The sequence below is a fragment of the Microbacterium murale genome (assembly GCF_014635185.1).
GTDB lineage: Bacteria > Actinomycetota > Actinomycetes > Actinomycetales > Microbacteriaceae > Microbacterium > Microbacterium murale.
The window spans coordinates 469,290-492,553 of record NZ_BMCM01000001.1 but is presented as its reverse complement, the minus strand read 5'-3'; the positions used below and the strand labels follow the sequence as shown (position 1 = coordinate 492,553).

24 protein-coding genes are annotated in these 23,264 nt (G+C 68.2%); 16 read left to right on the top strand and 8 right to left on the bottom strand.

What is annotated here, in order from left to right:
* Positions 1–56: 56 nt before the first annotated feature.
* From pyrE to IEV67_RS02340, 3 genes are all read left to right on the top strand, one after another.
* A complete protein-coding gene (gene pyrE / locus IEV67_RS02350) occupies positions 57–617 on the top strand; it encodes an orotate phosphoribosyltransferase (protein ID WP_188434926.1) in 561 nt (186 codons plus the stop codon).
* A 10-nt stretch (positions 618–627) separates the two neighbouring features.
* Positions 628–1,530 carry an ROK family protein gene (locus IEV67_RS02345; RefSeq protein ID WP_188434925.1) on the top strand — a complete coding sequence of 301 codons (903 nt, stop codon included), beginning with the start codon at positions 628–630 and terminating at the stop codon, positions 1,528–1,530.
* A gap of 149 nt (positions 1,531–1,679) precedes the next feature.
* Positions 1,680–2,837 (top strand): anhydro-N-acetylmuramic acid kinase, encoded by a 1,158-nt coding sequence (locus IEV67_RS02340; protein ID WP_188434924.1) that lies wholly within the window; start codon positions 1,680–1,682, stop codon positions 2,835–2,837.
* Positions 2,838–2,849: 12 nt separating this feature from the next.
* Here IEV67_RS02340 and IEV67_RS02335 read toward each other — a convergent pair whose 3' ends face one another.
* The 3 genes from IEV67_RS02335 to IEV67_RS02325 are packed head-to-tail and all read right to left on the bottom strand — an operon-like array spanning position 2,850 to position 4,444.
* Positions 2,850–3,017 carry a hypothetical protein gene (locus IEV67_RS02335; protein ID WP_188434923.1) on the bottom strand — a complete coding sequence of 56 codons (168 nt, stop codon included), beginning with the start codon at positions 3,015–3,017 and terminating at the stop codon, positions 2,850–2,852.
* A gap of 4 nt (positions 3,018–3,021) precedes the next feature.
* Positions 3,022–3,813 carry an HAD-IIA family hydrolase gene (locus IEV67_RS02330; RefSeq protein ID WP_188434922.1) on the bottom strand — a complete coding sequence of 264 codons (792 nt, stop codon included), beginning with the start codon at positions 3,811–3,813 and terminating at the stop codon, positions 3,022–3,024.
* Between the two features lie 25 nt (positions 3,814–3,838).
* Positions 3,839–4,444: a bifunctional 4-hydroxy-2-oxoglutarate aldolase/2-dehydro-3-deoxy-phosphogluconate aldolase gene (locus IEV67_RS02325; RefSeq protein ID WP_229702642.1), complete on the bottom strand. Its 606-nt coding sequence runs from the start codon at positions 4,442–4,444 to the stop codon at positions 3,839–3,841.
* Positions 4,445–4,594: 150 nt separating this feature from the next.
* On the opposite strand from IEV67_RS02325, the gene IEV67_RS02320 reads away from it, so the two are divergent.
* From IEV67_RS02320 to IEV67_RS02295, 6 genes are all read left to right on the top strand, one after another.
* Positions 4,595–5,887, top strand: coding sequence for an alanine racemase (locus tag IEV67_RS02320; RefSeq protein WP_229702640.1), 1,293 nt, complete (start codon positions 4,595–4,597; stop codon positions 5,885–5,887).
* Positions 5,887–7,515 carry an N-acyl-D-amino-acid deacylase family protein gene (locus IEV67_RS02315; RefSeq protein WP_188434920.1) on the top strand — a complete coding sequence of 543 codons (1,629 nt, stop codon included), beginning with the start codon at positions 5,887–5,889 and terminating at the stop codon, positions 7,513–7,515. Before IEV67_RS02320 ends, IEV67_RS02315 begins: the two co-directional genes overlap by 1 nt.
* A complete protein-coding gene (locus IEV67_RS02310) occupies positions 7,516–8,247 on the top strand; it encodes an IclR family transcriptional regulator (RefSeq protein WP_188434919.1) in 732 nt (243 codons plus the stop codon).
* 44 nt (positions 8,248–8,291) lie between these two features.
* Positions 8,292–8,672, top strand: coding sequence for a RidA family protein (locus IEV67_RS02305; protein ID WP_188434918.1), 381 nt, complete (start codon positions 8,292–8,294; stop codon positions 8,670–8,672).
* A 119-nt stretch (positions 8,673–8,791) separates the two neighbouring features.
* Positions 8,792–9,490, top strand: a complete 699-nt coding sequence (locus tag IEV67_RS02300) for a helix-turn-helix transcriptional regulator (protein ID WP_188434917.1) — start codon at positions 8,792–8,794, stop codon at positions 9,488–9,490.
* Positions 9,491–9,633: 143 nt separating this feature from the next.
* On the top strand, positions 9,634–10,968 hold the full coding sequence (locus IEV67_RS02295) for an MFS transporter (protein WP_188434916.1): 1,335 nt from the start codon (positions 9,634–9,636) through the stop codon (positions 10,966–10,968).
* Positions 10,969–11,066: 98 nt separating this feature from the next.
* Here IEV67_RS02295 and IEV67_RS02290 read toward each other — a convergent pair whose 3' ends face one another.
* On the bottom strand, positions 11,067–11,699 hold the full coding sequence (locus IEV67_RS02290; RefSeq protein WP_188434915.1) for a metal-dependent transcriptional regulator: 633 nt from the start codon (positions 11,697–11,699) through the stop codon (positions 11,067–11,069).
* Between the two features lie 36 nt (positions 11,700–11,735).
* Between IEV67_RS02290 and IEV67_RS02285 the strand changes: the two genes are divergently transcribed.
* The 4 genes from IEV67_RS02285 to IEV67_RS02270 all read left to right on the top strand — a co-directional run bounded on the left by IEV67_RS02285 (position 11,736) and on the right by IEV67_RS02270 (position 15,496).
* Positions 11,736–12,353 (top strand): TrmH family RNA methyltransferase, encoded by a 618-nt coding sequence (locus IEV67_RS02285; RefSeq protein ID WP_188434914.1) that lies wholly within the window; start codon positions 11,736–11,738, stop codon positions 12,351–12,353.
* Between the two features lie 54 nt (positions 12,354–12,407).
* Positions 12,408–13,613 carry a sensor histidine kinase gene (locus IEV67_RS02280; RefSeq protein ID WP_188434913.1) on the top strand — a complete coding sequence of 402 codons (1,206 nt, stop codon included), beginning with the start codon at positions 12,408–12,410 and terminating at the stop codon, positions 13,611–13,613.
* Positions 13,610–14,266: a response regulator transcription factor gene (locus IEV67_RS02275; RefSeq protein ID WP_188434912.1), complete on the top strand. Its 657-nt coding sequence runs from the start codon at positions 13,610–13,612 to the stop codon at positions 14,264–14,266. Before IEV67_RS02280 ends, IEV67_RS02275 begins: the two co-directional genes overlap by 4 nt.
* An 87-nt stretch (positions 14,267–14,353) precedes the next feature.
* Complete coding sequence (locus IEV67_RS02270) at positions 14,354–15,496, top strand: hypothetical protein (RefSeq protein WP_188434911.1); 1,143 nt, start codon at positions 14,354–14,356, stop codon at positions 15,494–15,496.
* Here IEV67_RS02270 and IEV67_RS02265 read toward each other — a convergent pair.
* On the bottom strand, positions 15,471–16,364 hold the full coding sequence (locus IEV67_RS02265; RefSeq protein ID WP_188434910.1) for a hypothetical protein: 894 nt from the start codon (positions 16,362–16,364) through the stop codon (positions 15,471–15,473). The two genes, IEV67_RS02270 and IEV67_RS02265, sit on opposite strands and share 26 nt — an antisense overlap.
* 30 nt (positions 16,365–16,394) lie before the next feature.
* Positions 16,395–17,717 carry an MATE family efflux transporter gene (locus IEV67_RS02260; protein WP_188434909.1) on the bottom strand — a complete coding sequence of 441 codons (1,323 nt, stop codon included), beginning with the start codon at positions 17,715–17,717 and terminating at the stop codon, positions 16,395–16,397.
* A gap of 78 nt (positions 17,718–17,795) precedes the next feature.
* On the opposite strand from IEV67_RS02260, the gene IEV67_RS02255 reads away from it, so the two are divergent.
* The 3 genes from IEV67_RS02255 to IEV67_RS02245 all read left to right on the top strand — a co-directional run bounded on the left by IEV67_RS02255 (position 17,796) and on the right by IEV67_RS02245 (position 21,472).
* Entirely contained in the window at positions 17,796–18,344 is a 549-nt protein-coding gene (locus tag IEV67_RS02255) for a DnaJ family domain-containing protein (RefSeq protein WP_188434908.1), read from the top strand.
* A 113-nt stretch (positions 18,345–18,457) separates the two neighbouring features.
* Entirely contained in the window at positions 18,458–20,440 is a 1,983-nt protein-coding gene (locus IEV67_RS02250; RefSeq protein WP_188434907.1) for a M13 family metallopeptidase, read from the top strand.
* A gap of 114 nt (positions 20,441–20,554) precedes the next feature.
* Entirely contained in the window at positions 20,555–21,472 is a 918-nt protein-coding gene (locus tag IEV67_RS02245) for a serine hydrolase (protein WP_188434906.1), read from the top strand.
* 35 nt (positions 21,473–21,507) lie between these two features.
* Here the strand turns inward: IEV67_RS02245 and IEV67_RS02240 are convergent, their stop codons facing one another.
* The gene (locus IEV67_RS02240; protein ID WP_188434905.1) at positions 21,508–22,704 is read right to left on the bottom strand and encodes a cobalamin-independent methionine synthase II family protein; all 1,197 of its coding nucleotides are present in this window, start codon (positions 22,702–22,704) and stop codon (positions 21,508–21,510) included.
* Positions 22,705–22,779: 75 nt separating this feature from the next.
* Positions 22,780–23,253, bottom strand: a complete 474-nt coding sequence (locus tag IEV67_RS02235) for a MarR family winged helix-turn-helix transcriptional regulator (RefSeq protein WP_188434904.1) — start codon at positions 23,251–23,253, stop codon at positions 22,780–22,782.
* Positions 23,254–23,264 lie beyond the last annotated feature (11 nt).

Below are 23,264 nucleotides of genomic sequence, written 5' to 3'. Positions count from 1 at the left end.
AGAGCCCACGATAGGCGCACCACAGGGGGGATGCCAGCGGCTCTAAGCTGGATGCCGTGACCGCACTCGACGCAGACCGACAGTCCCTCCTCGCTCTCATCAAGGACGAGGCGGTGTTCCACGGAGACTTCACCCTTTCCAGCGGCAAGCAGGCGACGTACTACGTCGATATGCGCCGGCTCACGCTCGACCACAGGGCGGCCCCCGCGATCGGCCGCATCATGCTCGACCTGATCGGCGGCCTCGACGCCGCTGCTGTCGGCGGCCTGACCCTCGGCGCCGACCCGATCGCGAACTCCGTGCTGCACGCATCTGTCGCCACTGACCGTCCGGTGGATGCGTTCGTCGTCCGCAAGGAGCCCAAGGACCACGGCCGCGGTCGTCAGATCGAAGGCGCAGACGTCGCCGGCAAGCGCGTCGTCGTACTGGAAGACACCTCCACCACGGGGCAGTCCGCGCTCAAGGCGGTCGAGGTGCTGCGGCGCGAGGGCGCAGAAGTCGTCGCCGTCGCCGTGATCGTCGACCGCAAGACCGGCGCGCAGGCCGCGATCGAGGCGGAGGGGCTGCAGTGGCTGGCCGCCTTCGATCTCGACGATCTCGGGCTCGACCCGCAGTGATCCTCGGCGCATGACTCGATACGCACTCGCCGTCGATGTGGGCGGCACGAAGCTGGAAGCCGCGCTCGTCGGCGATGACGGCGTGCTGGTCGCAGGCAGCCGCAGTCGGCAGGCGACCGGTCGCACCGCGACGCCGGCATCGTTGGATGCCGCGGTCGAGGCCGTCGTCTCGCATGCACTTGCACGGCTGCCGGAAGGCGCCGAGCTCGTGGGTGCCGGCGTCGGCAGCGCAGGCCCGATCGACCTCTCGACCGGGTCCATCCTCCCCGTCAACATGCCCGAGGCTCGCGGCTACGGTCTTGCCGGGGCGGTGCGCGGCGCAGCATCCGCTGTTCTCGGTCGAGACGTGAACACCGTGTTCGGGCACGACGGGGGTGCGCTCGCGCTCGCCGAAGCCTGGCTCGGCGCGACTCGCGAGGCGCGCTCGTCGCTGTCGATCGTCGTGTCGACGGGCGTCGGCGGCGGCTTCGTCGTCGGCGGGCAGTACATCCGTGGCGCCTCTGGCAACGCCGGTCACCTCGGCCAGGTGCGACGCGAGGGCGGACTGACGCTCGAAGAGATCGCCTCCGGGCCGGCCAGCGCTGCGTGGGCACAGACTCAAGGATGGACGGGGGCGACGGGGGAGGATCTCGCCCGCGACGCGGCATCCGGCGATCAGATCGCGCGTGCCGCGATCGAACGATCCGCGAAAGCCGTGGGCGAGGCGCTGGCGGATGCCGCGACGCTCGTCGACCTCGACATGATCGCGATCGGCGGCGGGTTCTCGAGGGTGTCGGGCGATTACATCGACCTCGTGCAGCAGGCACTGACCACCAGTGCCGCACACGACTACTCCCGACGCGCGCGCGTGGTGCGCTCCGGGCTGGGAGACGAAGGGCCGCTGATCGGTGCCGCCGCACTCGTGCTCAGGTAGGAGATGTGGCCGACGGTGTGACGCACGTCGGAGCTTGTGGCGTACGTCGGAGGAATCCGGCGGATACCTCCGACATGTGCAACAGCCTCCGACGGGTGGAACAGGCTCCCGGGGATCAGCAGGCAGTGCACGCGACGTAGGCTCGAGGGATGCGTGTACTCGGCTTGCTCTCCGGAACCTCTCACGACGGGATCGACGTGACGGTCGTCGACTTCAGCGAGGCGGATGGTGCTGTGCGCGGCACGGTGCTGCACGAGGACAGCGTCCCGTACGAGCCCGCGCTGCGCGCGCGGCTCGTGGCGGCGCTGCCTCCGGCGCAGACGACGCTCGCCGAGGTGGCCGAGCTCGACACCCTGATCGGGCAGGCCTTCGCCGACGTGGCGGCGGATGCCGCAGCATCCGTCGGCGGCGTCGATGCGGTGTGCACCCACGGGCAGACCGTCTACCACTGGGTCGACGACGGCCATGCCCGCGGCACACTCCAGATCGGTCAGCCGGCGTGGATCGCTGAGCGCGTCGGCGCCCCGGTCGTCTCCGATGTGCGTATCCGTGACATTACTGCCGGCGGGCACGGTGCGCCACTCGTGTCATTCCTCGACGAACTGCTGCTGCGGGGGCGCGCCGGGACGTCGGCCGCACTGAACCTCGGCGGCATCGCGAACATCACGATCGTCTCCGATGATGCGATCGCGGCCTACGACGTCGGCCCGGCAAACGCGCTCGTCGACGCCGTGATCGCGAAGTACGGCCTCGACCCGCTCGGCTACGACGAAGACGCGCGCATCGCCCGCTCCGGCGACGTCGACGACGCATTGCTCGCGTCGCTGCTCGCCGATCCGTACTACGCCCTGTCCGCGCCCAAGAGCACCGGCAAGGAGCACTTCCACCTCGACTACGTACGCGCGCACGCGTCCGCGCTGGGACGTGACGTGCGCGTGACCGACCTCGTGCGCACTCTCACCGAGCTGACGGTGCAGACCGTCGCGAACGACGTGCGCGCCGCGGGCATCGGATTCCTCGCCGTGTCGGGCGGCGGATGCCACAATCCACTGATCATGGAGGGCCTCAGAGCTGCGCTGTCGGACACCGAGGTCGTGCTCGCCGACGAGCTCGGTGCATCGGCAGACAACAAGGAGGCGATCCTGTTCGCGCTGATCGGCTGGTGCACCATGCACGGCGTCCCGGCCGTCATCCCCGGCGGAACAGGAGCGCGCGAGCCGCGCATCCTCGGCGCGATCACCCCTGGTGCCGGCCCTCTGCGGATGCCGGAGCCGGTGGCATCCGTCCGCAGCCTGACCCTGAATTGACCGCGGCGCTCATCAGTGCTTGCGGTCGTCGTCCCAGGGGCCTTCCCACCAGTTGCCTGAGCGGCCATCGTCGTCGCCGCGGCCACGTCGGCGTGAGCGGACCCACTGCACGATGATGACGGTCAGGGTGCTGACCCCGATCAGGATCATCACGAGGAAGAGCAGGTCGCGCTGATCCATGGTGTCAGCCTTCCGATGAACCCGACGGCAGCAGATCGGCGACCGAGTTCACGATCTCGTCGGGGCGGAACGGGTACTTCTCGATTTCGACCTGGTCGCTGATGCCGGTGAGCACGAGCACGGTGTGCAGACCGGCCTCGATGCCGGCGACGACGTCGGTGTCCATCCGATCGCCGATCATGCCGGTGCGCTTCGAGTGCGCGCCGATCTTGTTCAGCGCCGAGCGGAACATCATCGGGTTGGGCTTGCCGACCACGTACGGCTCGCGCCCCGTGGCCTTGGTGATGAGCGCGGCGACAGCACCGGTCGCGGGCAGGGGACCTTCGACGCTCGGACCGGTGGCATCAGGGTTGGTGATGATGAAGCGCGCGCCGCGGTTGATCAGGCGGATGGCCTTCGTGATCGCCTCGAACGAGTAGGTGCGGGTCTCGCCGACGACGACGAAGTCGGGATTGGTCTCGGTCATGACGAACCCGGCGTCGTGCAGGGCGGTGAGGATGCCGGCCTCGCCGATGACGAACGCCGAGCCGCCAGGCACCTGCTGCTGCAGGAATGCCGCGGTGGCCAGAGCGGAGGTCCAGATCCGGTCCTCCGGCACGTTCAGGCCGCTGGAGCGCAACCGTGCCGAGAGGTCGCGCGCGGTGAAGATCGAGTTGTTCGTCAGCACCAGGTACGGGATGCCGGCGGCCTCCCACCCGGCGAGCAGCTCGGATGCGCCGGGGATGGCCTCGTTCTCATGGACGAGCACGCCGTCCATGTCGGTGAGCCAGCATTCGATCTCAGAGCGTTCAGCCATGTGCTCAGCCTAGAGGCCCCGGATGCTACGCGCGGAGCAGGCTCGCAAGCGCGGGGAGCTGCGCGGAATCCTCGAGCGCGGAGCCGACCGCGACCACGCGTACGCCCGCGTCGAGGTACTGGGCGGCGTTCGTCGAATCCATGCCCCCGGTCGCGACGAAGTTCACCTGAGTGAACGGGCCGGACATGGCCTTGAACCAACCGGGGCCGAGGAGCGACGCGGGGAACGCCTTGAGCCACGTGAGCCCGGACTTCATCGCCAGCTGCACGTCGGTGGCGGTGGCCACACCGGGCAATGCCGGCATTCCGGCATCGTGCGACGCCTGCACCACTTCAAGGTCGAACCCGGGGCTGACGGTGAAGGATGCGCCGGCGTCCGCGGCCTGGCGCACGTGCTCGACGGAGACCACAGTGCCCGCGCCCACCGTCAGCCCGCGCTCCTTGGCGGCGTCGGCCAGCACGCGCAGCGCCTCGACATCGTCAGGTGTCTGCACCGGTACCTCGACGCTCGTGATCCCGAGGTCCCACGCGGCGGTGGCGACAGCGAGCGTGCGCTCCGCGCCCATCCCTCGCAGGATCGCCATCAGGGGGACGTCGCCGAAGAGGGCTGCGAGGGAGGAGTTGTCGAGCACGAGGGTGTCGCCTTTCGAGGAGCGCTGCTCTGGAGAGCACGGACGAGTCACGGCACGAGCGCGACTACACTTCGAGTGTGACCAGAGTGAGCGTCAACTGCAATTCACGTTGCAACATACGCACACCCTGATGTGATGGAAGGACGACAGATGAACGAACTCGCGGAGATCCGGCTGACGGCTCGGCACAAGGGCCTACCCGAGAGAGCGGTCGGGATGACGACGGCGGAGTTCCTCGGCTCCGGGCCGCGGCTGTCGGAGTTCTGGACGCCGCTGGTGGTTCTCGACGATGCGGCGATGCGCCACAACGTCGAGGTCATGGCGGCCTGGTGCGCGCAGCGCGGCCTTGAACTCATGCCGCACGGCAAGACCACGATGGCTCCCGCGCTCTGGCAGCGACAGCTGGATGCCGGTTCGCTCGGCATCACGCTCGCCACCATGGGGCAGGTGCGTACTGCCCGCTCCTTCGGCGTCTCCTCGATCATGCTGGCCAACGCCGCTGTCGATGCGCATTCCCTGCGCTACCTCGCCGGTGAGCTCGCCGACGTCGACTTCCGCTTCGTCTGCTGGGCCGACTCCATCGCCACGGTGGAGGCCATGGAGGCCCCACTCCGTGAGGCGGCCGCGCCGCGACAAGTCGATGTGCTGGTCGAACTCGGAGGCGAAGGCGGACGCACGGGTGCCCGCACGATCGACGAAGCGATCGAGATCGCCGAGCGCATCGCGGCATCCGACGTTCTGCGTCTCGCCGGCGTCGCCGGCTACGAGGGAAGCCTCGCGCACGACCGCAGCATCCGCGCGATCGACGCGGTCGAGACCTACCTGCGCCGCCAGGTCGAACTGCACGAGCGCATCGGCCACCTCTACGACGACGGCGACGTGTACGTCACCGCGGGTGGCAGCGCGTACTTCGATCTCGTCGCGAAGGTGTTCGCGGACGCCGGGGCCGGCGCGGATGACGCCGAGCGGACTGGCGGAGGCCGCACGCTGTTCACGCTGCGCTCCGGCGCCTACATCGTTCACGACGACGGCTTCTATCGCGGCATCTCGCCGTTCGACGAGGCGCGCGCGAGCGACGATGAGCCGCGATTCATCCCCGGCATGTTCGGCGTCGGCCGTGTCGTCTCGCACCCCGAGCCCGGCCTCGCCCTGATCGACGGCGGCAAGCGCGACTTCCCGTTCGACGAGGGTCTGCCGATCCCGCGCGGGACGACCGCGGAGCTCGGCGCCGCGTGGCAGCTCCTGCCCGGAGCATCCGTCTCCGCCATGAACGACCAGCACAGCTACGTGCGTCTCGAAGACGGCGGCGAGCTCGCCATCGGAGATCTGGTGCGGTTGGGGTTGTCGCACCCGTGCACCGCCTTCGACAAGTGGACGGTGCTGCCCGTCGTCGAATCGGTCGACTCCGACGTCGTCGTCGACCTGATCCACACCTTCTTCTGATGACGGACGGACCGATCCCTCGGATCGTCCTTCGCGGCGGCTCCGTCGTGGGTGAGCACGACACGACGCGCGCCGACGTGCTCGTGCTGGACGGACGCATCGCCGTGGTGGGCGAAGTCGCCGCCGAACCCGACGATCACGTCATCGACTGCACCGACCGGCTGATCATGCCCGGATTCATCGACGCGCACTCGCACGCGGATGGTCTGCTCACCGGTCGTGCAGACGACGCCGGCGTGCAACGCGCCCTGCTGCGACAGGGCGTCACGACGATCATCGCCGGCCAGGACGGCGTCTCGTACGCGCCAGGCGACGGCGCCTACGCGACCGAGTACTTCGGCGCCATCAACGGTCCGTTCGCCGGCTACACCGGCGGCGGCATCGCGGACTACCTCGCCGCGATCGACGGATCATCCCGGCTCAACGCCGCCGTACTCATCCCCGCCGGGACCGTGCGCTGGGAGGTGTGCGGTCGATCACAGGAGCCGGCGGATGCCGCGCAGCTCGCCGCGATGGCAGAACTTGTCGCACAGGGCATGGCCGACGGCGCCGTCGGGCTCTCGACCGGTCTCGACTATGTGCCAGGCCTGTTCCAGGACGCCGATGAGATCGCCGCACTCTGCGCGCACGTCGCCCGTGCGGGCGGGGTCTACGTCAGCCACATGCGCGGCGGCTACGAGCGCAACGCCGCCGCAGGCATCGACGAGATCGCGGCGATCGCCGAGCGCGCGGGCACGGCTTCCGGAGCGCCGCTCGCCGTGCACGTCTCGCACTTCCACGCCGACGCCGACATCGTCATCGGACAGATGGACGCGCTCGCCGCGCGGGGACTGCAGGCGACGTTCGACGCCTATCCGTACATCCGGGGCTGCTCACTCATGAGCATGCCGCTGCTCCCACCCGACCTCACCGCACAGCCCGTAGATGACGTGCTCGTCGCCCTCGCCGATTCTGATGAGCGCGAGCGTCTGCGTCGCGATTGGTTCCCCAGGATCGACGGCAATCCGAGCCTCGGACCGGACTGGCCACACATGCTCACGCTCGCGCATGTGCCCGCCGCCGAGTACGACTGGACGCACGGGCTCAAGATCGCCATCGCCGCCGAGAAGGCGAACACCGATCCGATTTCGTTCGCACTCGACGTATTGGCGGCGACCCGACTGCGGGCCAACGTCGTGATGGCGGTGGCACATGAGCGGCCGGCATCGGAGCTCGCAAAGATCTTCGCCCACCCATCGCACGTCGCGGGCTCCGACGGCATCTTCATCGGCGCGCACCCGCATCCGCGTGCCCGTGGCACGTTCAGCTGCTACCTGCGCGAGTATGTGCGCGAACTCGGCACCTGGAGCTGGGGGGATGCCGCCAGGCACCTCTCGCGCACGACGGCAGACCGCTTCGGTCTGGGTCGGCGCGGCGTCGTCGAGCCGGGTGCGGTGGCCGATCTCGTCGTCGTGGACCCGCGCATCGTGGCGGATCGGGCGACGTATGCGGAGCCGTTGCGCGAGGCCATCGGCATCGACGACGTCCTCGTCGCCGGCGTCCCCGTTCTCGCCGGTGGCGAGCTGACGGCCGCGCTGCCAGGACGCGGCCTGCGCCGAGATGCCCTGGACCGAGAGGACGTGGTCTAGATGTCGCAGAGCGTCGAACGTGCCGCCGCGATCCTCGATTCGCTCGCCGACGAACCCAAGGCCGTCTCTCCACTCGCCGTGGAATTCGGCATCCATCGTTCGACGATGTTCCGCGAGCTGCAGACGCTGCAGAAGGTCGGCTTCGTGCGCCGGCGGGACGACGGCACCTACGCGGTCGCTTTCCGTCTCGCAGTCCTGGGCGCGGCCGCCCTTGAGGATGTCGCGTTGAAGGAGGCGGCGCACGTGCCGGTGCGGCAGTTGCATCGCGTCGTCGGCAACACCGTGCACGTCGCAGGACTCGTCGGAGATGAGATCTTCTACGTCGACAAGGTCGAGGATCCGCGCCGGGTGCGACTGTACTCGCGCATCGGATCGCCGGTGCACCCGAACCGCAGCGCGGTGGGCAAGGCGATCCTCGCGGAGCTACCGCAGAAGCGCCGGGATGACGTGCTCGCCGGTGCCGACTGGACACGTCACACCGCGCAGACGCTGACCACCAGGGCCGAGCTCGACGCGGAACTCGAGAAGACGGCGGCCCGCGGCTGGGCTGTCGACCAGGGCGAGTTCGAGGAGATCGTGAACTGCGTCGCCGTTCCCATCACGACCCCTGCAGGCGTCGTCGGCGCCGTCTCGATCACCGCACTGCGGATGATCCATGACCTCACGCACTTGGAGGGGCACGTTCCGCTCCTCCGACAGGCGGCCGAACAGATCGCACACGCGCTGCGCTGATCGGCCGATCGATCCACCGGATCACCAACAGAAAGGAAGAGAAGATGGCCAAGCAGGGCATCCAGATCACCAACGCACCGCAGCCCGCCGGTGCCTACAGCCAGGGAATCGTGGCCAATGGCTTCCTCTACACCGCGGGCTTCGGTCCGCAGGATCCCGCAACCGGTGAGGTTCCGGAGGGCGCGGCCGCGCAGACCCGCCAGGTGCTGAAGAACATCAGCGCAGTGCTGGCCGAGCACGGACTGACGCTCGACGACTGCGTGAAGACGACCGTCCACCTGCAGGATCTCGCCGACTTCGCCGAGTTCAACGCGGCCTACTCCGAGTCGTTCACGCAGCCGTACCCGGTGCGCACGACTGTCGGCTCGCAGCTCGCGAACATCCTCGTCGAGATCGACGTCGTCGCCGCGCTGCCCGCCGCGTGACCGCTTCGTGAGTCGTCCGTGCGCCGGTGGTACTCGGCGTGCGGACGACTCACGCCTCGCACCGTGGGGAAGCCCGCGTAGACTCGCAGGCATCTGATGATGCCCGATGTCGATGGGACGTGCGCGCCGTGGAAGAGCAGTTCGGTCTGACGGTGAACAAGGGGCGCTTCGCGAGCATCGAAGACGCTCATGCCGTACTCGGTCCCGTGATGCACGCCATCGCCGGTGCGGTCGGCGAGCACTGCGAAGTGGTGCTGCACGACCTCAGTCAGCGCGACATGAACCATTCGATCTACGCGATCGTCAACGGTCATGTCACCGGTCGTGAGATCGGTGGTCCTTCCACGAACCTCGGCCTCGAGGTGATGAAGAACGAGGCGGCGGAGCACGACGAGTTCGGCTATCCGGGTCGGACGGCGGACGGCCGAGAGCTGCACTGCTCGTCGGTGTACTACCGCGATGCTGACGGGCACATCATCGCGGCGCTGTGCATCAACATCGATCTGACGCCGCTGCAGACGATCCAGAATGTCCTGGCAGCCGTGCTGCCGACGTCTGTGGCGCCGAATCGCGAGCGTGAGTTCCACGCGCGTGACATCGCGACTCTGCTCGACACGATGATCGCTGATGCGATCGCCGCCGTGGGGCGGCCTGTCGCGCTCATGGACAAGGCCGATCGGATGGCGGCGCTGCGGATGCTGGATGAGCTCGGCGCCTTCCACGTCAAGCGCGGCGTCGAGACCGTGGCGAAGCGGCTCGGCATTTCGAAGGTCACCGCCTACGCCTATCTCGACCAGGTGCGCACCGAACGGGACTGACCCCTCCGCACGGATTTACATTAACGAAACGTTCACCTCATAGACGAAGTGTTCAGATGCGGTTATGTTGTCTGTAGCCCGATCGACGCTGCCCGAAGCTGATCGGTCTCAGGCACTCTCATCTGGACAACCCGGAGGTATCTATGGCCGCGGCAACGACAGCCACGCCGACGCTGAGCGCGAAGCTGAGCAAGAAGCAGAAGCGCACGATCGCTGGTGGTGCGATCGGAACTCTCATGGAGTACTACGACTACTACCTCTACGGCCTCGCGTCGGCAGCGGTGTTCCCGGTCGTGTTCTTCGCCGGTGGCGACCCGATCATCGCTCAGATGCAGTCGTTCGCAACCTTCGCGGTCGGATTCTTCCTCCGCCCCGTCGGCGGCATCGTCTTCGGCATCATCGGCGACCGAGTGGGCCGCAAGATGACGCTGATGATCACCGTGGTCGGCATGGGCATCGCCACAGCGGGCATCGGCCTCATCCCGCCGACGGCCGCGATCGGGCTTCTCGCCCCGATCCTGCTCGTGTTCTTCCGCATGTGTCAGGGCTTCTTCGTCGGCGGCGAGATGGGCGGAGCGGCGACCATGGTCGTCGAACACGCACCCAAGGGCAAGCGCGGAATGTACGGCGCCTTCCTCATCAGCGGCGCGGGCATCGCGAACGTGGCCTCCGCCGGCCTCATGGCAGGGCTCGGACTCGGCCCGGAGTCGTGGTTCTTCGAGTGGGGCTGGCGCATCCCGTTCCTGCTCGGCATGGTGCTCGCGATCATCGCCATCCTGCTGCGCACCAAGCTCGAGGAATCCGACGACTTCAAGGACACCAAGGCGATCCAGATCGCGGCAGGCGTCAAGAACCAGCCCCTCATCGAGGTGTTCCGTCACCCGAAGAACGCCATCCTCGGCATCCTCATCGGCCTGCCGCAGAGCATCGCCGGCTACATCGTGCTGACCTTCGGAATCTCCTACATGGTCAACCAGGAGAGCATCCCGGCGTGGCAGGGCTTCGCCGGCACCATGATCGTCGGGGCACTGCAGATCTTCGTCGCCCCCGCGTACGGGGCGCTCTCCGACCGGATCGGACGCCGCAAGGTCTACATCACCGGATGCATCGCCTTCGCCGCGCTCGTATGGCCGACGTTCCTGCTCTACTCCACGGGCAACCTGTGGATGATCTGGCTCGGCATGATCATCGGCTTCGTGATCCCCGGTGTCGCGATGCAGGCGACGCTGCAGACCATGCTGGTCGAGATGTTCGACCCCGAGGCACGTACCACCGGTGTGAACATCGGCTACCAGCTCTCGAACACCCTCGGCGGCGGCCTCGCTCCGCTCATCTGCACCGCACTGATGGCGGCAGCAGGCGGCGGGATCTGGCCGGTCGTGATCTACGCCGGAGTGATCTGCATCGTCGGCGCGATCGCGACCGCCACCGCGAGTTTCAGCACCGACGGCTCTCGTCTTCACGACCTGAAGGTCTGATCCGCGCAGAGACGGACGGCACACGGCGGGGCCGAGGATACGTCCTCGGCCCCGCCGTCATGCTGTGACGTGTGCGCGTGGGCGTTGGCCGGCGGATGCTACGCGCTGAGCCACACGACGTCGACGGCGCCGTCCGGCAGCTGCGCGGTGGCGCCGTCGATCTCGACGCCACCCTCGGTCACTCGAACGACGGAAGACACCGACAGCCCCAGCTCTTCCAGGGCGCACAGCAGATCCGGGTCGGTGTCGGAGACACGCAGCACGCGGCCCTCGTGCCCGACCGGTGCCTGTGCCAGCAGCACGAACGGCTCGCGCGCGACGTGGCCCGCGGCGTTCGGGATCGCATCGCCGTGCGGGTCGAAACGGGGGCGACCGAGCCGCTCGTCGATGCCCTCGAGCAGGCGGTCGCTGATCGTGTGCTCGAGAACCTCGGCCTCGTCGTGCACCTCGTGCCAGCCGTAGCCGAATTCGCTCACCAACCAGGTCTCGATCAGGCGGTGGCGGCGCACCATCGACAGGGCTCGCCGCTCGCCGGCATCCGTCAGGCGCACGGCGCCGTACGGCACATGCAAGACCAGCCCGGAGGCAGCGAGCTTCTTCACCATCTCCGTCACCGAGGAAGGGGCGATGCCCAGTTTCGCGGCGAGCTGCGAGGGAGTGATCGGGGCATCCTGCCATTCGGTATGCGCATAGACGGTCTTCAGATAGTCGTCTGCCGCTGGAGATGCCACGGCTCCAGCCTACGCTGGCCCGACTACGCTGGCTGAGTGACCGACACCCCTGAGCGCACCACCCACGGACTCGGACCCTGGGAAGGCGAGTGGCCGGTGGGGGAGCAGTACGACCCCGAACTGCTGGAGAACGGTGACACCCGCAACGTCATCGATCGCTACCGGTACTGGCGCATGGAGGCGATCGTCGCCGACCTCGATACGCACCGGCATCCGTTCCACGTCGCGATCGAGAACTGGCAGCACGACATGAACATCGGCTCGATCGTGCGCAGCGCGAATGCCTTCCTCGCCGACACCGTGCACATCATCGGCCGCCGCCGCTGGAACAAGCGCGGCGCGATGGTCACCGACCGCTATCAGCACGTCGTCCACCACGAGGACGTCGCCTCGTTCGTAACCTGGGCGGCAGCCGAGGGCATCCCCATCATCGCGGTCGACAACGTGGAGGGGGCCGTGCCCGTCGACAAGGCAGACCTTCCGGAGCGCTGCGTGCTGCTGTTCGGTCAGGAGGGACCTGGGCTGACCGAAGAGGCGATCGCCGCGGCATCCGGACACATCGAGATCACCCAGTACGGCTCGACGCGTTCGATCAATGCGAGTGCTGCCGGCGCGGTGATCATGTACGAGTGGTGCCGCCGGTACGCGAGCTGAGGTTCACCCTCGCGGGTGATCCGCCGCCGAACTCGCCCGTGAGAGCATGGGGCCGTGTCCGGCGCCGTGAGGAAGATCTCCACTTCTGACGGCTGGCGTGTACTCAACCGCCCCGATGTGATTCTCGCGATCGCCATGACGGTGCTGCTGCTGCCGGCCAGCCTGATCGCGATCGTTCAAGCGCAGGCAGTGCCCGATCCCGCAGCCGCCGCCGTGATCACGGCACTCTTCACGCTCGTGCATGCCGCCTCCCTGGTCTCGGTGCGATTCCCCGTCATCGCGTTCGCCGCCGCCAGCCTCGCGATGTTCGCGCTCGCGCTGCTGCCGGGAGGCGAGGGCGTCGCCGGAGCACCGGCCGCGCTGTTCCCGTCATCCTTCGCCTACCTTCTCTGCGTCGGCGAGGTCGCCGCCCTCCGCACGCTTCGCCTCGGTCTCGCAGCCCTCGGCATCGGAGTGCTCGGTGCGGCCGTGATCGCCTGGACGCCGGCGTCGGCCATGCCTGACGGCATCCGGATCGGGCTCTTCGTCGGGCTCGCCGCGATGATCGCCGCCGCGTGGGCGATCGGTCTGTTGCAGCGACAGCGCGGTCAGTACGCCGAGGAGCGCCAACGCACTCGCGTCCGCGAGGCGATCGTGGCCGAGCGGATGCGGATCAACCGCGACCTGCACGACGTCGTCGCGCACTCCATGACCGTGATGATCGCGCAGGCGGATGTCGCACGCGCCCTCATCCGCGACGATCCGGATGCCGGTACTCGCGCGCTGCACATCGTCTCCGACACCGGGCGGGAGGCACTGCGCGCGATGCGAGGTGCGATCGCCGCGGATGCCGATGCGCCGAGAGAGCCAACGCCCGGCATCGACGCGATCGGCGCCCTGGTCGAGTCCGTGCGCAGCTCCGAGACCGATGTGCAGTTCGAGGAGACAGGCACACCGCACAGGCTCGGATCGGATGCGCTGATCGCCGTGCACCATGCTGTGCGCGAGGCGCTCACCAATGCGGTCAGGCATACTGCGGCGCCACGGCGGATCGTCGTGCGGCTCGAATGGGCGGCGGATCACGTCATCGCGACGATCGACGATGACGGCGGCGGTGGCCCCGGCCCGGCGAGCCCCGGGAGCGGCCTCGGCCTCATCGGAATGGCCGAGCGTGTCCGCCTCGCACGGGGCAGCCTCAGCGCAGGCCTCGAGCCTTCGGGGGGATGGCGAGTGCATATCGAATTGCCGTATGCGGATGCCGCGGATGGAGGAGTCGAATGAGCGTTCGAGTGCTGATCGCCGATGACCAGGCGCTGTTCCGCGAAGCCATCGCCGCGCTACTCGCGCGCGACCAGCGGCTGGAGGTCACGGCATCCGTCGACTCGGGTGACGCCGCGATCGAGTACCTCCGTGCGCACCCCGTCGACGTCGTACTGATGGACATCCGGATGCCGGGAACAGACGGCATCGCGGCGACCAGGGAGGTGCTGCGGCTGCGCCCACGCCTTCGCGTTCTGGTGCTCACCACGTTCGATCTCGACGAGTACGTGTACGCCGCGGTGCGTGAGGGAGCCAGCGGCTTCCTCACGAAGGATGCGACGCCCGAGGCGCTCGCAGACGCCGTCGTCGCGGTCGCCGCAGGTGAGGCAGTGATGTCGTCGAGTGCGACTCGGGCGCTCCTCGGGTTCGTACGGGAGGGTGCGCCGGCGACGGATGCGACAGACGCATTGGCCGTCCTCAGCCCACGAGAGCAGGAGATCGCGCGACTGCTGGCGACCGGAGTCGCCAACGATGACATCGCCCGCAGGTTGTTCCTCTCGGAGAACACGGTGAAGACGCACGTGAAGGCGGTGCTCTCGAAGCTCGGTCTGCCCGACCGCATCCACGTGGTCATCTGGGCGTACGAGCACGGCGTGCTGCGCCCGCGCGGCTGAGAGCCGAACCGAACTCACCCGCACGGGTGAGCAAGACCACCGCAGCAGGCGATGCCAGTGACGGCGCCGCGTTCGTACCGTGAAGTCATGAACTCACGTATCCGCTCCCTCTTGACGTTCGTCGTCGTGCTCTGCTCTGCCGTGCTGGCCTTCGTCGGCGGCATCCGCCTCATCGCCCCCGGATCGCTCGGCTGGATGGAGGAGGTCGCTCCGGGGCTAGCCGGGCGCGTGCTGCCGGATGCGGTCGACGCGGCGCTCAGCCTCGCTGTCGGTCTCGCGGGCATCGCCGTCGGACTGCTCGGGTACGCCGCAGGTCGCGCCGGTCGTACAACTGCGCTCCTCCGCGCTGCGACCGTCGTCGTGTCCGTCGCCATGATTCTGCTGACCCCTGGCGGGCTGATCCCCATCGCCGGGTACTCCTTCGCGGTGGTCGTGATCCTCGGCGTCGTCGTGATGACCGTGCTGCTCGTGCGGCGGCATCCGTGGTGGGGTGTCGTCGCGATCGCTGCGGTCGCCGCCATCGCGACCTGGGCGATCGTCGGCCTGAACGCCGCGGACGTCGCAAGCCGGTTCGGCCCGGCATTCGTCGAGCAGCTTCCGGGTGTGCTGTACGCCGGCGCGTATCTGGTCGCGTCCGTCGGCCTCATCGCCGGCCTGGTGATCGGGCGAAGCGCACACCGCGGCCGCCTCGCCACCTGGGTGCTGCGTCACCGGACCGCGATCACCGTCGCGGCCGCATGCTGCGCACTGCCGTACACGATCGCTCGGGCATCCTGGCTGACGCCCTGGCCTTTGCTCGCGCCGAGCAGCGCCGATCTCGCCGCGGCCCCAGGGACGCTGTTCACCGGGCTGAGCCTCGGCGCCGCGATGCTGACGGGCGGGCTGCTGACACTCGGGCTGATTCTGCCGTGGGGCCGGCGGTTCCCGCGATGGATGGCAGGTCTGGGCGGGCGCCCGGTGCCGGTCGCCCTCGCCGTGGTGCCGGCATCCATCGTCGCGGCGCTGTTCACCGTCGGCGGCGTCGACATGATGCTGTCGGTGATGGAGGGCACACTGAGCGATGGAAGCATCGGACAGGTCCTCGAGTTCGTGTTCGCGTTCCCGTTCTGGCTGTGGGGCCCACTGCTCGCGCTCGCGACGTGGGGCTACGCCATGGCTCGCCGCGAGGACGCTGCTCCTGTCGTCCCGCGGGAGCCTGGGCCGCTCAGCCGAATCGCCCCTCGACGCTGAGCTGTTCGCCGGTGGCGACGCGCACATCGTGAAGACGCAGGTTTGTGCCGTCGGCGGCGAGCGACTCGTTGAGGTCGATCGACCGGCCGACGATCGCGCGCACGTGCTTTCGGGCGAACAACAGAGCGGCTTTCACGAACAGGTTGCGACTGCCGAGCGTGAGGTCGCGGACCGTGATGACAGCATCCTTCGTCACTGCGATCCGCGCCTCGCCTCGCGCCGACGCCATGAGCAGTCTCCAGCGCACACCGGCGTATGCCGTAATGCGGATGCCGTCGCCGCCGTCCTGCACGACCTCGACGCGCAACCGGCCGAGGTGGATGCCGCCTTCGCGCAGCATCGGCCGTGCGACGGAGGTGATCAGCGGAACCAGGTTCTTCGTGGCGATGGAGGTGTGGAAGGTGCCGCGCATGTCGCCGAGATCATCATCGGGGGCGATCGTGTGGGCGCTCTCGGGGACACCTGGTTTGGCGGGCTCGGCGGCGGTCAGCCAGACGATCGGCATGTCGAACGCCTGCACTTCGATGTTGAGCGGGCTGCGCTCGATACGCATCGGCCGGGCGGAGAAGCGGAAGCTCTTCACGAGGCCGTGCTCGCGGGAGATGATCTCCGGCTCGCGGGTGTCTTCGGCGACGGGAGCGTTCGTGACGGGGTCGGTTGGTATCGGCGGCGCGTTCCAGCCGAGCGTGAGCTTCGAGCCGGTGGCATCCATGGTGAGGTGCTCGAGATCGTATCCGGACAGTGCGGCCGTTACTTCGATGTCGTCAAGCCCTCTCAGGCCGATCTCGCCCGAGTCGCGGGCGCGTTCGAGAGTGGATCGTATCCAGCGCACGACTGTCGCGCTGTCGCCGGGCCAGGCCATGGGCATACCGACATCTTGACGCACCGGGTGTGTGTGTCACACCGACGCGCTCAGCCATCCACCGGTCTTGACCCGCCAGCCGAGTGTCGCGAAGCGGGCGAGCATGTACACGCCGAAGAAGGTCACCGCCAACCAGGTCACCCCGGCCGTGCCGTCGACGCCGACGAGCGTGATGATCCACAGCGCGGGCAGGAACGGCACGAGGTTGAGTCCGCCGGCGATCGCCAGGTATCGCACGTCACCTGATCCCATCAGCACACCGTCGAGCACGAACACGATCCCTGCGATCGGCTGCGCCACGGCGAGCACGATGAGGGCGGGCTGGATGAGGGCCGCGACGGCGGGGTCGCCGGTGAAGGCGAGCCCGATCACGCCAGACAGCGCGGCGATCAGACCGCCGACGATCACTCCGAACCACGCGCCCCAGGCGACCGTACGGGCGAGCACCCGTCGAACACCGGGGATATCACCGGCGCCGAGGCCCTTGCCGATCAACGCCTGCGCGGCGATCGCGAGTGCATCGAGCGCGAAGGCCGCGGCCGAGAAGATCGTGAAGACCACCTGCCATCCGGCGAGCTCGGTGGTGCCGATGCCCGTGGCGATGCCGACCGTGACGAGCAGGGCGACGCGCAGGCTCACGGTGCGCAGGAACAGCCAGCCGCCTGACCGCGCAGAGCCGCGGACGCCGTCGCGCTGAGGACGGACCGATGCCGAGTGCCGACGGGCAAGGCGGCCGATGATGACCACGTAGGCGGCGACCATGCTCCATTGCGCGACGATCGTGCCGGCTGCTGAGCCGGCGATACCCCAGCCGAAGCCGTAGATGAACAGCCAGTTCAGCAGTGCATTCGCGCCGAATCCGGCCCCCGCTATCCACAGCGGGGTCATGGTGTCCTGCATTCCGCGCAGCAGGCCGGTGGCGGCGAAAACGATGAGCATGGCTGGCAGGCCCCACATCGAGATGGCCAAGTAGGTGTCTGCCTGCTCGGCCACCTCATCGGATGCGCCGAACAGCGAGACCAGCCACGGTGAGGAGAGCGCGCCCGCGACTGCGAGCACTGCACCGAGGCCCAGCGCCAGCCACATGCCGTCGATCCCGACGCTCACTGCATCCTGCTTGTCGCCGGCGCCGAATCGCCGAGCGACCGCCGGCGTCGTCGAATAGGCGAGGAAGATCATGAGCCCGACGATCGTCTGCAGCACCGCACTCGCGATGCCGAGGCCGGCGAGCGGCGTGACGCCGAGGTGGCCGACGAGCGCAGCATCCACCATGAGGAACGCCGGCTCCGCGACCAGCGCGCCGAAAGCGGGGACGGCGAGGCGCAGGATCTCTCGATTGAGGGTCTGGCGCGCGGTCACCGTTCGAGCCTATGGGGTCTCGGCGACACGGGCGCCCCGTCGTCGTAGGCTGGAGGAACCGGCATCCGGAGGTGGACGATGACTGATCCTCGAGACGCTGCGGCCCGATACCGGGCGCGGCACGACGATGAGCAGGATGCCGAGGGCGAAGCGCCCCCGATGCAACTCACCGCCGAGAACCAGCACGAGTTCGTCGAGACGGCGATCCAGCTGGCGATCCGTCGTGGCGAGTTCGACGATCTGCCCGGCGCTGGCAAGCCCATCGAGGGTCTCGGCACGCACCACGACCCCGACTGGTGGATCCGCCGCAAGATCGAGACCGAGAACCTGTCCGGCCTCGGCCCGCCCGCGCTGTTGCTGCGCACGGAAGATCGCGAGCTCGACGCCAGCCTCGATCAGCTCGCTCGCGAGAGCGATGTGCGCGAAGTGCTGGAGGACTTCAACAAGCGGGTCATCTCCGCCCGCCGCCAACTGCAGGGCGGTCCGCCGGTGGTCACCAAGACCCGAGATGTGGATGCCGAGATCGAGGCCTGGCGCGAGCGCCGTGCCGCACGACCTGCACACGTCGCGGCGCCAGAACCGCCTCGGCACCGGTTCCGTCGACGGAAGAAGGAATACCGGGGTTAGAACGCCGGCGAAACCCGGAAAGTGTTCTTCGCACCATTGCCTCGCGCGATCCCACCGCAGACGATCCAATCCGAACGACTCACGTGTCCGAGAGCGCGTTTAGGGTGGACATCATGACTGATGCTCTCCCCACAGGCCTCGCCACCGAAGAATTCAGCTCCGAGATCCGCCCGCAGGACGATCTCTACCGTTACGTGAACGGCTCGTGGCTCGAGCGCACGGAGATTCCAGGCGACAAGGCCAGGTGGGGTTCGTTCCACCTGCTCGCCGAGCAGGCCGAGAAAGACGTCCGCGCGATCATCGAGGAATCGCAGAACGCCGAGGCGGACACTCTTGCGCGCAAGATCGGCGACATGTTCTCGAGCTTCATGGACACCGCGAGCATCGCCGCCGCCGGTGTCACCCCGCTCGCAGAGACCCTCGCCGAGATCGATCGGATCGACAGCATCCCCTCGCTCCTCGCCACCGTCGGGGCCTACGAGCGCGACGGCCGTGCGCACCTGATCGGCCTCTACGTCGACGGTGACCCTGGCAACCCTGAGCGCTACGTGCCGATCCTCGTGCAGTCAGGCCTCTCGCTGCCCGACGAGAGCTACTACCGCCTCGAGAACTTCGAAGGCACCCGCGCGGCGTACCGCGCCCACCTCGAGCGTCTGCTCGCACTCGCCGGCATCGCGGATGCCGCGGCCGATGCCGAGCGCTCATTCGAGCTCGAGAAGCAGATCGCCTCGCACCACTGGGACAACGTCGCGAGCCGCGACGCCGTCGCCACGTACAACCTCAAGACCTGGGATGAACTCCAGAGCCTGATCGGCGTCGACCTCGCGCCGTGGCGAGACGCGGTCGTGCCGACGAACCCGGATGCATTCGCCGAAGCCGTCGTCTCGCAGCCGAGCGCACTCGAGGGCCTCGGCGGTCTGCTCGCCGAGGACCGTCTGGACGAGTGGAAGTCATGGCTGCGCGCGCATGTCGTGCACGCGGCCGCTCCCTACCTCACCGACGACATCGTGCAGGAGAACTTCTCGTTCTACGGCACTGAGATCTCCGGAGTCCCCACGATCCGCGAGCGCTGGAAGCGCGGCGTCTCCGTGACCGAGGGGGCACTGGGTGAGGCCATCGGCAAGGTCTACGTCGATCGCCACTACCCGCCGACCGCGAAGGCCGCGATGGACGAGCTCGTCGCGAACCTGATCGAGGCGTACCGGCAGAGCATCACGACGCTCGAGTGGATGAGCCCGGAGACCCGCGAGCGGGCCCTCGCCAAGCTCGATGCGTTCACGCCGAAGATCGGCCACCCCGAGGAGTGGCGCGACTACTCCACCCTCGAGATCGACGCCGCCGACATCTTCGGCAACGTCCGCCGCGCGAACATCTTCGAGCACGACCGCAACATCGACAAGGTGGGAAAGCCCATCGACCGCAATGAGTGGCACATGCCGCCGCAGATGGTCAACGCCTACTACAACCCCTCGATGAACGAGATCGTGTTCCCGGCCGCGATCCTGCAGTACCCGTTCTTCGACGCCTCCCGCGATGCCGCAGCGAACTACGGTGGCATCGGCGCCGTGATCGGGCACGAGATCGGTCACGGGTTCGACGACCAGGGCAGCCGCTACGACGGCTCGGGCAAGCTCGACGACTGGTGGACGGATGCCGACCGCTCAGCCTTTGAGGAGCGCACGAAGGCCCTGATCGCCCAGTACGACGCGCTCGTGCCGGTTGGGCTCGCTGCCGAGAACCACGTCAACGGCGCGCTGACGATCGGCGAGAACATCGGCGATCTCGGCGGCCTCGGCATCGCGCTGAAGGCGTACGAGCTGTCGCTCGGTGTCGATTCGAGCGGCGACGCGGCCGAGTCGCCCGTCATCGACGGTCTCACCGGCGTGCAGCGGCTGCTGCTGTCGTGGGCGCAGGTGTGGCAGCAGAAGAGCCGCGACGCCGAGACGGTGCGCCTGCTGACGATCGACCCGCACTCGCCGAACGAGTTCCGCTGCAACCAGATCGTGCGCAACATCGATGCGTTCTACGATGCCTTCGACGTCGCTGAGGCGGACGCGCTGCACCTTCCCCGCGAACAGCGTGTGACGATCTGGTGATCTTTGCCCCCAGGCCGTGACAACTGCGGAGCGGGTGGGGTTACGATAGCCAGTGCTGCCGGGGTGCGAGCCCCTGGCGGCCCCAAGAAAGCACCTTCCCGGGAAGGAACATGCGTGGGCACTCCCCCCGAGCCTTCGCCGCCTGCGACGCTGCGCAGATCACAACGCAGCCACCGACGTCTCCCACGCCGTGCGGCGGTGGGGCGACGGTCTTTCGTCGCCACCTTACGAGCGCTCGAGGAGCTGGCGGATGCCGGTGCCCAGGTGTCGGTGCACGTCACCGACCTCGACAACGGCGCAGAGGTTCTCGCAGGCGATGACCATGTCACGATGCCGATCGCCGGTCTCGGTGTGGTGCCGCTGCTGATTGAGGTCGCCGCGGGGTTCGAGTCGGGTGCACTGGATCCGCTCGAGATCGTCGATCGCTCCGCGACCGACCTGGTGACGTCGGCGGGCGTCTGGCGCAATCTTCGGGCTCCGGCCCTGCCCCTCGTCGACCTCGCGGTGCTCGCGGCGACAGCGGGCGATCCGATGGCGGTGAATGCGCTTCTGGCCCGCGTGGGAGACGATCGCGTGAATGAGCGCGTCGACTCGCTCGGTCTCACGAACACTGCGCTGCTCGACCGCTTCCGGGACGAGCGAGGACCGGATGACGCCCCGCATCTCGCGGTTGGAACGACACGCGAGCTTGCGGGACTGTTTTCCGCACTCGTGAACTCCGCCGCCGTGGATGTCCCTGTCAGCGCGCAGGTTTCGGAGTGGCTTAGCCTCAATCACGATCTGAGTCTGGTCGCGGCATCCACAGGTCTTGACCCGTTCGCGCACGACCATGACGCGCACGGTCTGCTGTTCATCAACAAGACGGGCCGTGAGCGCGGCGTGCGCGCGGAAGCGGGCGTGCTCGCCGGGCCGAGAGCAGGGATCGCGTACGCGATGATCGTCTGCTTCGATGACCTCTCGATCACCCACCGGCTGCGCGCGCATGACGCATTCCGCGTGCTCGGGCTCGAGCTCATGGAGTACACGCACTGAGAGCGCCGCGCGGGCGCATATCGCCTGGGCGCGGGTCAGGCGCTCGCGCGGCGTGCGCCCTCGCCCAGCGCCTCGAGCTTCGCCCATGCGATGTCGGGGTGCACGCGACCCCCGAGGCCGCAGTCGGTCGAGGCGATCACGCGCTCGGGGCCGACGATGTTCGCGAAGCGCTCGATGCGCTGCGCGACGAGGTCGGGGTGCTCGACGACGTTCGTGGCGTGGCTGACGACGCCGGGGACGAGGACGAGGTCGTCGGGAACCGCAGTATCCGCCCACACTCCGAACTCGTGCTCGTGACGGACGTTGGCGGCCTCGAATGAGATCGATCCGACGTTCGCCTTGAGCACCGCGGGCAGCAGACGCGCCAGTTCGAGGTCGGTGGCGTGCGGTCCATGCCATGAGCCCCAGCACAGGTGCAGCCGCAGCAGCTCCTTGGGCAGACCCTCGGTCGCGAAGTTCAGCGCCTCGATGCTCTTGGCGGTGAAGGCGAGGTAGTCCTCGACGCTGGGCTCTGGGTTGATCTGGTCCCAGTTCTCGGCCAGCGAAGGATCATCCAGCTGCACGATGAGCCCGGCATCCGTGATGGCCTTGTACTCCTCACGCAGCGCTTCGGCCCACGCCCAGAGATGCTCGTCGTGACTCGCATAGTGCTCGTTCCACACGCGGGCGGCCGAGCCAGGGGCGATCGAGGTGAGGAACCCCTGCTCACCGTCGGCGAGAGTCGACTTCAGATGCCGGATGTCGGCGGCGACGGCATCCTGCCCGATGTAACGGACGGGCCCCGTCGTCGTCGGGAACTCGGTCGCCGGCTTCCCCTCGAAGGCGCCGGAGTGCGGGTCGGCGTAGACATCGGGGAAGAGGTGACGATCACGGCGATCGACGAAGCTCGTGAGCTCGATGCGCCCTGGTGTCGACACCGCAGTCGGCTGCGTGAACAGGTTGTTGTCGGTGAGCGACAGGCCGCTCACGCGCTGGAAGGAGTATCCCCACCACGCTCCGTAGTCACGCGGGTTCGACATCGCCTTGCCGAACTCGCCGTCGCCGACCTGGGTGATGCCCACCGCGCGCTGCTTCGCGACGACATCCGCCACGGCGTCGGACACGAGCTGCTCGAACGCGGGTGTGGACTCGAGGGTGAAGCCGTCGTCGGCGATGGCGCGCGCTGCATTCGCGGCGATCAGGGCTTCGGTGCGTGGCAGGCTTCCGGCGGTGGTGGTGGCGATCGTGCTCATGTCTTCGAATCTAGCCGGATGCTGCGGCGGCGCCGATTCGCGTGACCGTGGGTGACGGTGCAGGAGCGGAGCCGCTCAGAAGGGCCCGAATCTCTGCTGCGGATCGAGGGCCTGCACGACGGGTTCGAGCGCGTCGGCGAGGGCATCGAGCTGCGCGGGTGTGAGGCGATCGAGCACCAGCCGGTGCGCGGTGGCGAAGTGGTCGGGTGTGGCGAGCACCAATCGGCGGCGGCCCTGCCTGCTGAGTTTCAGCAGCACGCTGCGACGATCCGTCGTGCTCTCCGCCCGCTCGAGCAGTCCGCGCTGCTGGAGCCTGCTGACGACCTTCGAGCAGCGGGGGAGCGTCGCATTCGTCGCCGCGGCCAGATCGCTCAGGCGCATGGCACCCCCGCGTTGAAGGGTGCTGAGCAGGATGAACTCGTAGTGGGTGAGGTCGGCGTCGCGCTGCAGCTGCGCGTCGAGCGCGGCGGGAAGGAGCTCGGCTGTGCTGATCAGTGCGAGCCAGGCGCGGGATTGCTCCTGCGTCATGCGGGGAAGGGGTGCGGCCATGGTCCCATTCT